Origin of the sequence: Mesorhizobium sp. M0621 (assembly GCF_040320745.1) — a bacterium.
Lineage (GTDB): Bacteria > Pseudomonadota > Alphaproteobacteria > Rhizobiales > Rhizobiaceae > Mesorhizobium.
The window spans coordinates 18,339-33,395 of the sequence record NZ_JAMYQF010000048.1 but is presented as its reverse complement, the minus strand read 5'-3'; the positions used below and the strand labels follow the sequence as shown (position 1 = coordinate 33,395).

Sequence of the window (15,057 nt, the reverse complement as noted above, 5' to 3'; positions counted from 1 at the left end):
GTTGCCAGATCGCCATAGCGGACCGTCGGCCGGCATCCATGGTTTGCATTCCCACCGCATGACTCTGCCCTCAACCTGTGCTATGCGCCGCGCTTCATGCCGGCACGATAAGTGAAATCGGCCGCAAACCGCTTATATCTGTGCAACCATGACCCTTTCATTCGATCTCACCACCGAAGGCGCCCGTGACGCGTTGCGTGCCCGTGCGGCGCTGTCCGAAAAGCAGTCGCTGATCGGCCTGACGCGCACTGAGCTCGGCGAGGCCCTTGTCGCTTCGGGAACCGTGCCGGAGCGCCAGGCGAAAATGCGCGCCCAGCAGCTCTGGCACTGGATGTATGTGCGCGGCGTCTCCGACTTCGCCGGCATGTTCAACATCTCCAAGGATTTGCGCGCCGAACTCGACAAGCATTTCACCGTCGCCAGACCCGAGATCGTCGAGGAACAGATCTCCGCCGACGGCACGCGCAAATGGCTGTTCCGCTTTCCGCCGCGCGGCGCCGGCCGGCCGGTCGAGATCGAGACCGTCTATATTCCCGAGGAAGGCCGCGGCACGCTCTGCATCTCCTCGCAAGTCGGCTGCACTCTGACCTGTTCGTTCTGCCACACCGGCACGCAAAAGCTGGTGCGCAACCTGACCGCGGAAGAGATCCTCGCCCAGTTGCTCACCGCCCGCGACCGGCTCGGCGATTTCCCCGATCGCGACACGCCCGACGGCGCCATCGTCCCGGCCGAGGGCCGCAAAGTCTCCAACATCGTCATGATGGGCATGGGCGAGCCGCTCTATAATTTCGAAGCGGTGAAGAAGGCGCTGCTGATCGCCTCCGATGGCGATGGCCTGTCCTTGTCGAAGCGGCGCATCACGCTGTCGACCTCCGGCGTCGTGCCGGAAATCTTCCGCACCGGCGAGGAGATCGGCGTCATGCTGGCGATCTCGCTGCATGCCACCAACGACGATCTGCGCGACCTCCTGGTGCCGATCAACAAGAAATATCCGCTGAAGGACCTGATCGCTGCCTGCCGCGCCTATCCCGGCCTGTCGAACGCCAGGCGCATCACCTTCGAATATGTGATGCTGAAGGACGTCAACGATTCCATCGAGGACGCCAAGGGCCTGATCAAGCTGCTCAAGGGCATTCCGGCCAAGATCAACCTGATCCCGTTCAACCCGTGGCCCGGCACCAACTACCAGTGCTCGGACTGGGAGACGATCGAGAAATTCGCCGACTACATCAACAATGCCGGCTACGCCTCGCCGATCCGCACGCCGCGCGGCCGCGACATCCTCGCCGCCTGCGGCCAGCTCAAATCGGACTCCGAGCGCATGCGCAAGGTCGACCGGCTGGCGCTGGAGGCCATGATGATCGCGGGGCACGGCGAGGCGTGAGCCGCCGCCTCGCCTGGCTGAAGCGCCTCGCCATGATGGCCGTCGGCTATTTCGCCGCCGTGTTGACCTCGATCCTGGTCCCCGTGCTGCTGATCGCTCTTCTGGAAGGTATAGAAGACGGCAACTGGTCCATCATCTTCGCCTTCGACTGGCTGGGGTCCTTCCCGCTCGCTGTGCTGACCGTGATGATCGGCGCGCTGTTGATCGTCGGCCCCGCGCTCTTTGTCGCTGAACGGTTTTCGCTTCGGGGTTGGTTCTACTTTGCCGCCACGGGTGCGATCACGTCTATCACCTTTGGCGTGTCCATGCCGCGCTCGGCCGGCAGCTTTGTTTTCAATCCGGGCTTTCTCGGTTTTCTGGCCACGGCCGGCATTGCCGCCGGTTCGGTCTACTGGTTTCTGGCCGGACGCAAGTCCGGTATATGCCGGGATTTGGGCCGGGATCTGGGATGACCCGTCTCGTCGGCTACCTCGTCCGTTTCACTGTTATCCTGTTCGGCTATGCCGTCGCCTCGCTGGCGGCGAGCGCCTTCCTCAACGTCCTGTTCCTGGCATCGCTGGGCTACACGCCGGAGCACGCGCCGACGGCGACGGCTTCGCTGTATTTCTCAATTCCCTTCTTCGCCCTGTTCGTCGCCTATTTCGCCCTGATGCCGGCTTGCGTCGTCATCCTGGTCGCCGAAATCCTCGGCCGGCGCGACTGGCTGTTCTATGCGCTGGCTGGCGCGGTGGTTGCCGGCGTTTTCCTCGGCCTCGTCGGCCACAGCGGCGACACCACCTTCGCGGTTACCGACACCAGCGCCATCATGGCGGTGATTGGCGGCGGCATGGTCGGCGGCATCTTCTACTGGCTCAGCGCCGGGCGCTGGGCCGGAAGCTGGTGGAAGGACGAGAACGCCCCTACTTCGCCTGGGCCGTCAGGATCTTGAGCGCGAAGGCGGAGAACACGCCGGCGAAGAGATAATCGACCACCCGCGTGACGCGCGGGCTGGCCTTCATTGCCGCCGAGAACTTTTCCGCCGCCAGCACCATAGGCACCGTCACCGGGATCGACAGCACGATGAACATCGTGCCCAGGAAAAACAGTTTTCCCGGTGCGTTCGGATCGTGCGCGGAGACGAACTGCGGCAGGAAGGTCATGAAGAACAGGATGATCTTCGGATTGAGCAGATTGACGCCGAGCCCGGCCGCCCAGCTGCGCAACAGCGAAATCTCGGGGCCGGTCTTCTTTTCCGGCGAAAATGCCGAGCCCCTGGTGATTGCCTGCCAGGCCAGGAAAACGAGATAGCCGGCGCCAAAGATCTTCAGCACGAAGAAGGCCATCGGCGAGGCGACGATCAGCGCCGAGACACCGACCACCACCAGCGTGGTGTGGATCAGCGTGCCGCACAGCGCGCCGGCCATCGAGGCAAAGCCGGTGACGCGGCCCTGGCTCAGCGTGCGCGAGACGAACAGGGTCATGTCCGGCCCCGGCGTGATCGCCAGGATGACGGTGGCGATGGCGAACTGGATCAGCGTGGCGGTGTCTGGAATGAACGACATGAGCGGCCCCAGGGGATTGGAAGGGCCTATACAGGATGCGCCGCGACGGTGCCAGACGCAGGAGCAAGCGAGCGGTCGATCCAGCGGGCGGCCACCCGCTGCAAATCCTATGCCCGCCTGCTCAGCCGCATCCTCGCGGGTTCCTCGGCGACGAGCTGATCGTTCCGGACATCGGCGCCCCCGGTGATCTGGTCGATCGGCTTGGGCCGGCCGAGGAAATAGCCTTGCGCCTCGTTGCAGCCTTCGACCTGCAGGATGGTGAGCTGGACATGCGTCTCGACGCCCTCGGCCAGCACCGGAATGTCGAGGCTGCGGCCCAGCGTCAGCACCGCGCGGATGATCGCCTTGGCCTGCGGGCTTCGCTCGACATCGGCCATGAACGAACGGTCGAGCTTGATCTTGTCGAAGGGAAACGAGCGCAACGTGTCGAGGGAGGAATAGCCGGTTCCGAAATCGTCGATCGCGATCGTCACCCCCAGCGCCTTGATCTGGCGCAGGACATGCAGCGTCCGCACCTTGTCGGCGACGATCGTCGATTCGGTCAGCTCGAGCTCCAGGCGTTTCGGCGACAGCCCGGTCTCGACCAGGATCTGGTGAACGAGCTTGGCGAGATCTGCATGGGCGAACTGCACCGGCGACAAATTGACCGCGATCTTGTGGCCGTTGTCCCATGAGGCCGCCTGGCGGCATGCGGTCCGCAGCACCCATTCACCGATCGCCATGATCGAGCCGTTCTCCTCGGCGATCGGGATGAACTCTACCGGCGGGATCATGCCATGCACGGGATGGGTCCAGCGCAGCAGCGCCTCGTAGCCGCAGGTGGCGCCGGTCGGAACCGAGGTCTGCACCTGATAGTGGAGCGAAAGCTCGCCGCGCTCGATCGCCTGCCGAAGGTCGGTGGCCAGCGCGCGGCGCGCCCGCGCCGTCTCGTCCATGGCGGATTCGTAGAAGCAGACGGCCCGCGTCACGTCGTTCTTTGCCCGGTACATGGCAAGATCGGCATTGCTGACCAGCCGCTCCCGATCGGCGCCGTCGCGCGGATAGACCGCGACGCCGATGCTGGCGCCCGCGGCGATTTCGAAATCGTCGAGCCGCAACGGCTCGAACAGGGATTTCTCCAGCCGCGAGACCAGGCCGAGAAGGTCGTTCTGATCCTTGAAGCGCTTGATCGCGGCGAACTCGTCACCGCCGAGCCGGGCGACGAATTCGCCGTCGCCGGTGAGTTTCGCCAACCTTCGGGCGACGATCTTGAGCGCCTGGTCGCCGGCTGCGTGCCCCCTGAGGTCGTTGATCTCCTTGAAGCGGTCGAGATCGATGACGATGACGGCCGTCATCGTGCCCTTGTCCTCGCGTGCCCGGTCGATCTCATGGTCGAGGCGGTCGTTGAAGGAGACCCGGTTGGCAAGGCCGGTGAGGGCGTCGTTGAGGGCAAGATGCTGAAGCCGCTCGAAGCTTTCCAGGCGGCCGCGTTCGTCGATCAGATAGCTGGCGAAGCCGGTGGCCGCGACGATCAGGCCGACGATGGCGACGGCGACCGCCATCGCCACGAGAATATCGGGATTGGTGCCGGTGCTGATGAATGACAGCGGCGTCACCGCCACCGCCGCCATCGCCGTGAAATGCAGGCCGACGATCGCCAGCACCAGCAGCCCGATACCAAGATATTGCGACCAGCGGTATGGCCGGCGCACGGCATGGCCGACGGCCACGGCGGAAAATGCCGCCGAAATAACCAGCGAGGCGGCAACATAGGAACCGTCCCATTCGACGATGCCGGCGACGTGATAGGCCATCATGCCGGTGTAGTGCATGGCCGAGATCGCCAGCCCGACGACGCATCCGCCCCACTCCGGCGCAAGACGCCGGCGCTTGTCGGATGCAAGGGTGAAGCCAGCTCCGGTTCCGGCGATGGCGATGACCAGCGATACCATGGTCAGCACCGGATCGAAGGTGATCGGCGCGCCCGGCTGATAGGCCAGCATGGCGATGAAGTGCGTGCACCAGATCGAGGAACCGGCGGCGACCGCGGTCAGGAACAGCCAGCCGCGCATCTGCACGCCGGCGGTTTTCCTGGCACGGTCGAAGAGGCCGATCGTCACCCAGCAGCCGGTGACGCACATCAGCGCCGCCAGCAGGACGAGCCACAGATTATGCTCCGTGACGATACATGATATGACGCGCATCAGGAACAGCCCAAAGCCCGAGGGTGCCCGTAGTGAAGCAGGCAAGGCCGTCCTGGCACGTCGCCAACACAGCTTTGTCCTCATATTAGCGGCAGGGCGTGAAAACTTGATTAAATGCTGCAAGTAAATGCAGCCTTTGATTGCAGCAGGTTGTTTCCCTTGCTCAGGTCGCCGCCCGCCACGCGCTGGATCAGAAGTCTGGGCGCGCGCGTGCTTGCTCGCTTTGCCGTTCCTGCTAAAAGGCCCTCCGACAATCCGTGACGCCTCGGCTGGGGCGTCCGCCATCGACGGAGTAGAAATGTCAAAGGCCAAAGACGTCAAGAAAGTCGTGCTCGCCTATTCCGGCGGTCTCGACACATCCATCATCCTGAAATGGCTGCAGACCGAGCTCGGGGCCGAAGTCGTCACCTTCACCGCTGATCTCGGCCAGGGCGGCGAACTCGAGCCGGCACGCCGCAAGGCCGAGATGATGGGGATCAAGGACATCCGCGTCGTCGACGTGCGCGAGGAATTCGTCTCCGATTTCGTCTTTCCGATGTTCCGCGCCAACACCGTCTATGAAGGCACCTACCTTCTGGGAACCTCGATCGCGCGGCCGCTGATCTCCAAGCATCTGGTCGAGATCGCCAGGGAAACGGGTGCCGACGCGATTGCGCACGGCGCCACCGGCAAGGGCAACGACCAAGTTCGCTTCGAACTCTCGGCCTACGCGCTGAACCCCGATATCAAGGTCATCGCACCGTGGCGCGACTGGTCGTTCAAGTCGCGCACCGACCTGATCAATTTCGCCGAACAGCACCAGATTCCGGTGCCGAAGGACAAGAAGGGCGATGCACCGTTTTCGGTCGACGCCAACCTGCTGCACTCGTCCTCCGAAGGCAAGGTGCTGGAGGATCCGTGGGTGGAGCCGCCGGAATTCGTCCACCAGCGCACCGTGTCCCCGATGGATGCGCCGGACAAGGTCACCGAGATCGAGATCGAGTTCCTGAAGGGCGATCCGATCGCGCTGAATGGCAAGAAACTGTCGCCGGCGACCATGCTGGCGGCACTCAACGATCTCGGCCGCGACAACGGTATCGGCCGGCTTGACCTCGTCGAGAACCGCTTCGTCGGCATGAAGTCGCGCGGCGTCTACGAGACGCCCGGCGGCACCATCCTGATATCAGCGCATCGCGCCATCGAATCGATCACGCTCGACCGGGGCGCCGCCCACCTCAAGGACGAGTTCATGCCGCGCTACGCCGAGCTGATCTACAACGGCTTCTGGTTCGCGCCCGAACGGCTGATGCTGCAGGCGATGATCGACAAGAGCCAGGAAGACGTCGAAGGCACGGTGCGCCTCAAGCTCTACAAGGGCAACGTCATGGTCACCGGCCGCAAGTCGAAGAAGACGCTGTATTCCGATGCGCTGGTCACCTTCGAGGACGACCGTGGCGCCTACGACCAGAAGGACGCCGCCGGCTTCATCCGCCTCAACGCGCTGCGGCTGCGCACGCTCGCCGCGCGCAACCGTAAGGGCTGATCTTCAATCGCCTCAAACAAACCCGGCGTCCCTGCCGAGACCGCTTGTCGGCACCGGCGCCGCCGGTGAAGTACCAATTCAAACTGAAGCGATTGATTCAGTTGGCCCGGCGCATAGCCGGGCCTTCGGTCGGAGATTCCAGCTATCAGTCGCCGTCGATCGCCGTGGCGATACGGGCGATGGCCTGCTGATAGACGCTCGCGGAATTCCAGCCGGCAATTGCGCCCATATTCGCACTCGCGCTCGCACCGGCACGCCAGCCATGACCCTTGAGGAAGTTGGCGGTGGAAGCCAGCGCCGTGCCCTTGTCGCGCAGGTTTCCGCCGCCGACGCCATACTTCAAGACATTTCCGGGCAGGAACTGCGTGTGGCCAATCTCGCCATGCGCGGCGCCGACCGACGAGGCTGTCAACGCACCGCGATCAACCAGCTTCAGGGCTGCAATGGCATGCGGGTAAAAGAATCCCGGGCGACGGCAATCATAGGCAAGCGTCAAAATGGCGGAGACCGTATTCTGGTTGCCCATGGAGGAACCGAAGCCGGTTTCCATGCCCCAGATGGCGAGCAGCACACCCGGCGACACGCCATAGTTCGCTTCGATCTTGGCGAACAGTGCCGCGTTCGACTTCTTCAGCGAGCGGCCCTTGGAAATGATCGCGGACCCACCACGCCGCTTCATGAAATCGTCCACCGAGCCGCTGAAAGCCTTGTGAATGCCGCGGTCGACGGAAATCGTCTTTGTTGCGTAGGTGGCGCCAGCCAGAGCAGCCAGACCCTTGGCGCCTACACCTTCGGACTTGGCCTCCGCGGCGAACTCCGGCTTCCAAGCCTCGAAGCCGGCGCTGGTCTTGCCACAGCTGGCTCCCGCCTGCGCGCCCGTTGCCAGCGCAAGCACCGACACTACGGCCGCTGCAAACATCTTTCCCTTGGCAAGAAATGCCATGTTGTTCTCCTGGTTGCCTGAATCACGTCCCAATTGCGAACTTGCCAGCGAAACACGCCCTTGTCACTGTCGCCGCTGCATTGCTGGCGAATGCCGTGGAATTTGCCTACGATCAAGTGATTATTGTGGCAAGCGGCCCCACGAAAGGCGTCGATATCGTGATCATCGGCGCCGGCTCGGTGGGTATTAACACAGCCTGGGCCCTGCTGGCGGCGGGCATCTTGCGGCGAATAGCCTCGATATGTGGGAACGCCGGTTGGCGGTCCGCGTTGGGCACCTGCCGCCCTGAATATGCTGGCTCTGAAGGTTAGAGACCGACATGAAACTCTTCGACTGCCCGCATTGCGGCCACCGCCTCTATTTCGAGAACGCACAGTGCCTGAACTGCGGGAGTCTCGTGCTCTACGATCCCGAGCACGCCAGCTTTGCGCTGTCGGATGCCGACGGCGTCTTTCATTGCACCAACGCCGACGAATGCGCCTGCAACTGGATGGCCGAGCCGGGACAGGGGTTTTGCCGCGCCTGCGCGCTGAACCAGCTGATCCCCGATCTTTCCGTCGACGGCAACCGCCGCCGCTGGATCCGCGTCGAGGCGGCGAAGAAGCGCGCCATCTATTCGCTGCTGGCCTTCGGGCTGCCGGTGGCGCCCAAGCAGAACCCTGCCGACGAGATTGGGCTGGCCTTCGACTTCCTCGCCGATCCGATCGGCGGTGGCCCCGGCGGCGAGCGCATCCGGACCGGCCACGACAATGGCCTGATCACGCTCAATGTCGCCGAGGCGGATTCAGCCGAACGCGAGAAGCGGCGCGTCGAGATGGGCGAGAACTATCGCACCTTGCTCGGCCATTTCCGCCATGAACTCGGCCATTATTACTGGGATCGCCTGATCCGCGACGATCCGCAAAGGCTGGACGCTTTCCGCGCACTGTTCGGCGACGACCGCCCCGACTACGAACAGGCGCTGAAGGCCTATTATGCCAATGGCGCTGCGCCCGACTGGCAACAAAGCCATATCTCGGCCTATGCGACCTCGCATCCGTGGGAGGATTGGGCCGAAACCTGGGCCCACCATCTGCATATCACCGACACGCTGGAAATGGTCCACGCGCTGAACTTTCCGCTCGGCCGGCTGGAGACGGTGGAAGCCAACGACCTACCGCAAGGCGATACCGGCGGCGGGCTGCAAGCCGCACCTTCCGAGCCGGCGCCCGAGCCCGAGCCTTTCGAAAAGATCCTGGCCCGCTGGCTGGTGCTGTCTGAAGCCTCCAATTCGATCAACCGCTGCATGGGCCTGCCCGACCTCTACCCCTTCGTCATTTCGGACGGCACGGCACGGAAATTGGCCTTCGTTCACGAACTTCTGACCGGTTTGCCGATAGAAAAGGGAACAAATCGTGAGTTGGCGCAAGCGTTTTAGGCGGGAACGCATAGGCCACTGACCCGTTTTCGCTGGCGAGGGACCATGAAAACGGAGAGAAACCATGAAATCCCTTTTGTTCCCCGCAGTCGCCGGACTGCTGACCGTGATGTCGGGCGCCGCGCTTGCCGACACCGCCGTCTCTGCCGTCACCGATCTCAACGTGCGCGCCGGGCCCGGTCCGCAATACCCTGTCATCGGCGTACTTGCCGCCGGCCAGTCGGCCACGCTCAATGGTTGCATCGAAAACAGCAAATGGTGCACCATCGCCGAGGCCGGTGGCCAGGGCTGGGTCTATTCCGACTATGTGACGGCTGATTTCGGCGGCAGCCGGGTGGTGCTGACGCAACGGCGTTCCAGCGTTGCTGTCGTCTCGCCGCCGGACGACTATTCGACCGACTATACCGGCGCGATCATCGCCAGCGATCCGGTCGTGGATGACTTTCCCCCGCCTCCGGCCGAAGTCCGGACCTATGTCGACACGCATCGCCTCGACCCTGTCTATCTCGACGGCGAAGTGGTGACCGGCGCGATCTTGCCCGACACCGTCGAGCTGCGCGAAATTCCGGACTACAATTATCGCTACGTCTATGTGAACGGCCAACGGGCGCTGATCGATCCGCAGACGCGGCGCATCGTGTACGTCGTGCGCTGACATGGAATTGCACCAGCCGGCCGCCGCGACAGCAGTGGCCGCCTGGGTGACCAGGCAGGCGGTCGCTCCTGCGGCACCGCGCCCCTGGATATGCAGCGGCCAGGTGTGCGCATGAACCCTTTGCGAAAATCGATTCCGATTTTCCGGGCCATCGGCTAGATCAACAGGGGCTAGATCAACAGGCGACAAATTCGGCAAGGAGCCCGTGTGACGATCGATTCGGCCGCCTTCGAACGCTATAGGCGCTCGCCCAACGCCCGGACGACCTTGCCACGCCTGCTCCTGGGAACGGCGATCGTCATCCTGTTCTGGGCTGCAACGACCGTGGCCGTGCTGTTGGGCGGGATCTATGCCTTCTTTGCCTGGCAGGCGGGTGCGGCGGCGCCATCCGGCGTGCAGGGCTTTCTCGCCTCGCCCCTCGGCATCCTCACTGCGCTCGCCTCTTTTGCCGGCATCTGGATCGGCCTGTGGATCGCCATGCGCTGGGTGCATGGCGAGAAGCTGTCGGCGCTCCTCGGCGTCAGCCGCCGCGTGTCGCGGTCAGGTTTCCTCAAGGGGCTGATCGCGGTGCTGATCACCTCGCTCATATCCGAGATCCTGCTCTATCTCTTGCGGCCCGAGATCGCGCGCGGTCCGATCAGTCTGTCGTCCTGGCTGCTGTTTGCAATCCCGATCGTCGCGCTCACCTGGCTGCAGACATCTTCGGAAGAGGTGCTGTTCCGCGGCTATCTGCTGCGCGGTCTGGCCAACCGGTTCAGGAGCCCGTTCATCTGGGCACTGCTGCCGGCGCTGCTGTTCACCGCGCTGCATTGGAGCCCCAGCTCGTCCGCCGCCATCAACGCCTGCGTGCTCGCCTCGATCGCCGCTTTCGCGCTGCTGCAGACGGTTGTCGTCTATGCCACCGGCAATCTCGGCGCCGCCCTCGGTGCTCATCTCGGCAACAATCTGACCGGCTTCCTGCTGATCTCGCATCAGGAAAGCTACAATTCCTTCGCCCTGTTCAATGCCAGGCCGCTCGAAGAGCCAGGCTGGACGACAGCTGATGCAGTGCTCATCGCCTTCATCGGCATCGCCTGCAGCCTGCTGACGATCATGCTGCTTTTACATCCGCGCTCGCCGCTCAGGGTTGCCGCCGAGCTTCCGGATGAAGCAAACTCGGCCTGATTGCAGCCCAGGGGACAACGCGACACGGCGCTTGTCTTGACTCCGGCGCCGATTTCCTGTCTACACGCCCCGAATTCCGCGACGAGTATCCCTCTGAGCAAGCCGACCAGGACGCCGAAACCTCTTCGAGGTCAAGTGCTGTAAATCGATCCTGGAGGCCAACACCCGGCAGCGCTGAGCGCCCCCGGGTGCTTTTTGGTTTTGGCTTTTGGTTGGACACTGGGCGCGAACGCATTACCTCTCGGGCATCATCCGGGTGCCAGGGAAAAGGAAAACGAATGTTTGAATCGCTACAGGAACGTCTTGGTTCGATCCTGAACGGCCTGACCGGCCGCGGTGCCCTGTCCGAGGCTGATGTCTCGGCGGCACTGCGCGAGGTGCGCCGTGCGCTGCTCGAGGCGGACGTGGCGCTGGAAGTGGTGCGCTCGTTCACCGACAAGGTGCGCGAAAAGGCCGTCGGCGCCGCCGTGGTCAAGTCGATCAAGCCCGGCCAGATGGTCGTCAAGATCGTCCATGACGAGCTGGTCGACATGCTCGGCGCCGAGGGCGTCGCCATCGATCTCAATGCGCCGGTCCCCGTCGTCATCATGATGGTCGGCCTGCAGGGTTCCGGCAAGACGACCACTTCGGCCAAGATCGCCAAGCGCCTTTCCGAGCGTCAGAACAAGAAAGTCCTGATGGCCTCGCTCGACACGCGGCGCCCCGCCGCGCAGGAGCAGCTTCGCCAGCTCGGCGAACAGGTCAAGGTCGCCACGCTGCCGATCATCGACGGTCAGTCGCCGGTCGACATCGCCCGCCGCGCCGTGCAGGCGGCCAAGCTCGGCGGCCACGACGTCGTCATCCTCGACACTGCCGGCCGTACCCATATCGACGAGCCGCTGATGGTCGAGATGGCCGACATCAAGAAGGTGTCGAGCCCGCACGAGATCCTGCTGGTCGCCGACTCGCTGACCGGCCAGGACGCCGTCAACTTGGCGAAAAGCTTCGACGAGCGCGTCGGCATCACCGGCTTGGTGCTGACCCGCATGGACGGCGACGGCCGCGGCGGTGCGGCACTTTCGATGCGCGCCGTCACCGGCAAGCCGATCAAGCTGATCGGCACCGGCGAAAAGATGGAGGGGCTGGAAGAATTCCACCCCAAGCGCATCGCCGACCGCATCCTCGGCATGGGCGACATTGTCTCGCTCGTCGAGAAGGCCGCCGAAAACATCGACGCCGAGCAGGCGGCGGCGATGGCCAAGAAGATGCAGTCGGGCAAGTTCGACCTGAACGACCTCGCCAGCCAGCTTCAGCAGATGTCGAAGATGGGCGGCATGGGCGGCATCATGGGCATGATGCCCGGCATGGGCAAGATGAAGGACCAGATGGCGGCCGCCGGTCTCGACGACAAGATGTTCGGCCGCCAGCTCGCCATCATCTCATCGATGACCAAGGCCGAGCGCGCCAACCCCGATTTGCTCAAGCATTCGCGCAAGAAGCGCATCGCCGCCGGTTCCGGCACCGACGCGGCCGAAATCAACAAGCTGCTGAAGATGCACCGCGGCATGGCCGACATGATGAAGGCGATGGGCGGCAAGGGCAAAGGCGGCGGCATGATGCGCGGCATGATGGGCGGCCTCGCTAACAAGATGGGCCTCGGCGGCATGCCGGGCGGTATGGGTGGCATGATGGGCGGCGGCATGCCGGACCTGTCGAAGATGGACCCCAAGCAGCTCGAAGCCTTGCAGAAGCAAGCCCAGGCATCCGGCCTTGGCGGCATGAAGGGTCTTCCCGGTGGCGGTGGCCTGCCCGGGCTGCCCGGCGGCATGAAACTTCCCGGTCTGCCCGGAATGGGCGGCGGGCTACCTGGCCTTGGCAAGAAGAAGTGAGGACGCCATGAACGAAGAGAAAGACATGGCCGACGCACGCACCATCCTGGCCGACTATCGCGCCTCGATCGACAACATCGACGCGGCCCTCATCCACATGCTGGCCGAGCGCTTCCGCTGCACCAAGGCGGTTGGCGTGCTGAAGGCGACGCATGGCCTGCCGCCGGCCGACCCGGCACGCGAACAGCAGCAGATCGCCCGCCTTCGCCAGCTGGCGAAGGATGCCCATCTCGACCCGGATTTCGCGGAAAAATTCCTCAACTTCGTCGTCCGCGAAGTGATCCGCCACCACGAACAGATCGCCGCTTCGAGCAGCGGCGGCACAAAGACCCCGCTTCCAACGGCGTGACGAAAACCAACTGAAACCCAATCAACGAACTTAGAGTTTTTAGGAGAAAAGAAATGCCCTTGAAGATCCGACTGGCCCGTGCGGGCTCGAAGAAGCGTCCTTACTATCACGTCGTCATCGCCGACGCCCGTTCGCCGCGCGATGGCCGGTTCATCGAGTCGATCGGCTCGTGGAACCCGCTGCTGCCGAAGGACGGCGAACGCGTCAAGGTCGACGCCGATCGCGTCAAGCATTGGCTGGCGCACGGCGCCCAGCCGACCGATCGCGTGCTGCGCTTCCTCGACGAGGCCGGCCTCGTCAAGCGCGACGCCCGCTCCAACCCGAAGAAGGCCGAGCCGGGCAAGAAGGCGCAGGAACGCGCTTCGCTCTTGAGGAAGGCGCAGGAAGACGCCGCTGCCGCGGCTGCCGCCGCCGCAGCAGCGCCGGCCGAGGCCGAAGCCGCTACCGCCGAATAACTGTTACTATCGCATCCAGGAAAACGGCGGGCCCCAGACCCGCCGTTTTGCTATGTCGACTTCAGTTTCGAACACGGTCAATAGCCGCTCGGGCAGCGGTCGATGTAGACGCGGCCATAACGATCGCGGTAGCGGCATTCGCCCCGTTCGCTCGCCCGGCCGATCAACGCACCGGCAACAGCGCCGACAGCGCCGCCGACCACCGCGCCCTGAACCGGATTGTTGGCGACCGCCGCGCCGACGGCAGCGCCACCCAGTCCGCCGACAGCCGCCCCCTTTTCCGTTTGTGAACAAGCGGCGAGCGGCACCAGCAGGGCCATCAAAAGCATCGTTTTCTTCATTGTCGTCCTCTCCGGTAGGAGCCGCCTCCGCCGCCAAGTGAATCTCTAACTCGCAACTCGGCGATTTGATCCCGAAGACATCGCCGGCAAAGGGATTTTGATCCTTTGCGGATAACCCGGGGAATGCCTGGTGGCCTTCGTTGAGATGCTCGCGAACGCTACGGCTTGCCCCGTAAGCTGGGACGGCTGACGTCACTTTTCGCTCAGGCGCTTCAGATTGGCGAGGCCGACCTCGAAATCCTTTCCGATCAGCGTGTCGAAGTTCATGAACAGGCCCATCAGCTTGGCGATGAAGGGCCGGCTGCCGCGCATCGCCCAGGTGACGGCGGTGTTGTCGCCCGAAGGCGTCAACGTGAAGTCGACGCTGTTGTTGGCCCTGAACGGCTTCTCGAAATCGAGTTTCAGCGACACCAGCGACGACGGCACCGAATTGACGATCTCCATGCGCCCTTTGCCGGCCTTGGCATTGCCTTCCCAGGCATAGGCCGCACCCTTGCCGCTCTCGGCGCCGGACAGCGTGCGCTTCATCTGCGGGTCGAGCTTTTCGTAGGGCGACCATTCCGGCCAATGGCTGAAATCATTGATCAGTGGGAAGATCGCCTCCGGCGGGGCCTTGATGCTGGCCGTGCGGGAGGTGACGAAATCATTCGGCCGTGTCGCGGCATAGAGGAGCACGGCGGCGATGATGACGAGCAGGATGATGAGGATGGTGCTGAACATTTTTCTCTTCCTCTTGGCTTAACGGCTGAACGGGATCAGCGCGCGCACGCGTGGGTCGCGCAGATACAGGCCACCCCACAGGATGATGCCGAGATAGACGCCGAATAGCGTGTGCGAGAACAGCGGATTGTCGACGCGCAGATTGGTGGCGATGGCGCCGCCCATATAGGCGGTGAGCAGGATGGCGCCGAGCACCGCGGTGCTCGGCAAGGCGTAGAGCGCGGTCGAGATCAGGCCGATGATGCCAAGCATGCGCGCGACATTCGCGTCGGCCGGCCAGCCGAGCGGCACCATCGTCTGGGTGACGATGTCGAGCGGCGGCAACTTGATGACGCCATCGAAGATCATGAACAGCACGATGACGCCGCTGAGCGCGCGACCGGTCCACAGGGCGCCCGGCGAGACGGGCGTGGTTTCGGAAATGCTCATGATAGTCCCTCCTGATGTTTCGAGCCCTTTACTGGGGTCGAACCAAGGACGCGGCATCGGGCCGCGATCCGACAGGGTCCGGATTC

At 63.7% G+C, this 15,057-nt stretch carries 16 protein-coding genes; 10 read left to right on the top strand and 6 right to left on the bottom strand.

The window, feature by feature from the left end; translation table 11 throughout:
* Positions 1-148 precede the first annotated feature (148 nt).
* The 3 genes from rlmN to NKI38_RS25820 are packed head-to-tail and all read left to right on the top strand — an operon-like array spanning position 149 to position 2,312.
* A complete protein-coding gene (rlmN, locus tag NKI38_RS25830) occupies positions 149-1,384 on the top strand; it encodes a dual-specificity RNA methyltransferase RlmN (RefSeq protein ID WP_352662471.1) in 1,236 nt (411 codons plus the stop codon).
* Positions 1,381-1,836, top strand: coding sequence for a hypothetical protein (locus NKI38_RS25825; protein WP_352632211.1), 456 nt, complete (start codon positions 1,381-1,383; stop codon positions 1,834-1,836). Before rlmN ends, NKI38_RS25825 begins: the two co-directional genes overlap by 4 nt.
* On the top strand, positions 1,833-2,312 hold the full coding sequence (locus NKI38_RS25820) for a hypothetical protein (protein ID WP_352662468.1): 480 nt from the start codon (positions 1,833-1,835) through the stop codon (positions 2,310-2,312). Before NKI38_RS25825 ends, NKI38_RS25820 begins: the two co-directional genes overlap by 4 nt.
* Here the strand turns inward: NKI38_RS25820 and NKI38_RS25815 are convergent.
* Entirely contained in the window at positions 2,284-2,925 is a 642-nt protein-coding gene (locus NKI38_RS25815; protein ID WP_352662465.1) for a LysE family translocator, read from the bottom strand. The genes NKI38_RS25820 and NKI38_RS25815 overlap by 29 nt on opposite strands.
* A 107-nt stretch (positions 2,926-3,032) precedes the next feature.
* Positions 3,033-5,108 (bottom strand): putative bifunctional diguanylate cyclase/phosphodiesterase, encoded by a 2,076-nt coding sequence (locus tag NKI38_RS25810; RefSeq protein ID WP_352662462.1) that lies wholly within the window; start codon positions 5,106-5,108, stop codon positions 3,033-3,035.
* Between the two features lie 298 nt (positions 5,109-5,406).
* Here NKI38_RS25810 and NKI38_RS25805 point away from each other — a divergent pair, with 298 nt between their 5' ends.
* Positions 5,407-6,630 carry an argininosuccinate synthase gene (locus tag NKI38_RS25805; RefSeq protein ID WP_352662459.1) on the top strand — a complete coding sequence of 408 codons (1,224 nt, stop codon included), beginning with the start codon at positions 5,407-5,409 and terminating at the stop codon, positions 6,628-6,630.
* A 145-nt stretch (positions 6,631-6,775) separates the two neighbouring features.
* On the opposite strand, the gene NKI38_RS25800 is transcribed toward NKI38_RS25805, so the two are convergent.
* Positions 6,776-7,573: a lytic murein transglycosylase gene (locus tag NKI38_RS25800; RefSeq protein WP_352662456.1), complete on the bottom strand. Its 798-nt coding sequence runs from the start codon at positions 7,571-7,573 to the stop codon at positions 6,776-6,778.
* A gap of 319 nt (positions 7,574-7,892) precedes the next feature.
* Between NKI38_RS25800 and NKI38_RS25795 the strand changes: the two genes are divergently transcribed.
* The 6 genes from NKI38_RS25795 to rpsP all read left to right on the top strand — a co-directional run bounded on the left by NKI38_RS25795 (position 7,893) and on the right by rpsP (position 13,481).
* Entirely contained in the window at positions 7,893-8,990 is a 1,098-nt protein-coding gene (locus tag NKI38_RS25795; protein WP_352662453.1) for a zinc-binding metallopeptidase family protein, read from the top strand.
* 64 nt (positions 8,991-9,054) lie between these two features.
* A complete protein-coding gene (locus NKI38_RS25790; RefSeq protein ID WP_352662450.1) occupies positions 9,055-9,645 on the top strand; it encodes a DUF1236 domain-containing protein in 591 nt (196 codons plus the stop codon).
* 207 nt (positions 9,646-9,852) lie between these two features.
* Positions 9,853-10,809, top strand: a complete 957-nt coding sequence (locus tag NKI38_RS25785; protein ID WP_352662447.1) for a CPBP family intramembrane glutamic endopeptidase — start codon at positions 9,853-9,855, stop codon at positions 10,807-10,809.
* Positions 10,810-11,087: 278 nt separating this feature from the next.
* On the top strand, positions 11,088-12,677 hold the full coding sequence (gene ffh / locus NKI38_RS25780; RefSeq protein ID WP_352662444.1) for a signal recognition particle protein: 1,590 nt from the start codon (positions 11,088-11,090) through the stop codon (positions 12,675-12,677).
* Between the two features lie 7 nt (positions 12,678-12,684).
* Positions 12,685-13,026, top strand: coding sequence for a chorismate mutase (locus NKI38_RS25775; protein ID WP_352662441.1), 342 nt, complete (start codon positions 12,685-12,687; stop codon positions 13,024-13,026).
* A gap of 53 nt (positions 13,027-13,079) precedes the next feature.
* Positions 13,080-13,481, top strand: a complete 402-nt coding sequence (gene rpsP, locus NKI38_RS25770; protein ID WP_352662438.1) for a 30S ribosomal protein S16 — start codon at positions 13,080-13,082, stop codon at positions 13,479-13,481.
* Positions 13,482-13,558: 77 nt separating this feature from the next.
* On the opposite strand, the gene NKI38_RS25765 is transcribed toward rpsP, so the two are convergent.
* From NKI38_RS25765 to NKI38_RS25755, 3 genes are all read right to left on the bottom strand, one after another.
* On the bottom strand, positions 13,559-13,822 hold the full coding sequence (locus NKI38_RS25765; protein ID WP_352662436.1) for a YMGG-like glycine zipper-containing protein: 264 nt from the start codon (positions 13,820-13,822) through the stop codon (positions 13,559-13,561).
* A 192-nt stretch (positions 13,823-14,014) separates the two neighbouring features.
* Positions 14,015-14,542, bottom strand: coding sequence for an SRPBCC family protein (locus tag NKI38_RS25760; RefSeq protein WP_352662433.1), 528 nt, complete (start codon positions 14,540-14,542; stop codon positions 14,015-14,017).
* A gap of 18 nt (positions 14,543-14,560) precedes the next feature.
* Complete coding sequence (locus NKI38_RS25755; RefSeq protein WP_352662430.1) at positions 14,561-14,971, bottom strand: DoxX family protein; 411 nt, start codon at positions 14,969-14,971, stop codon at positions 14,561-14,563.
* Between the last annotated feature and the right edge of the window lie 86 nt (positions 14,972-15,057).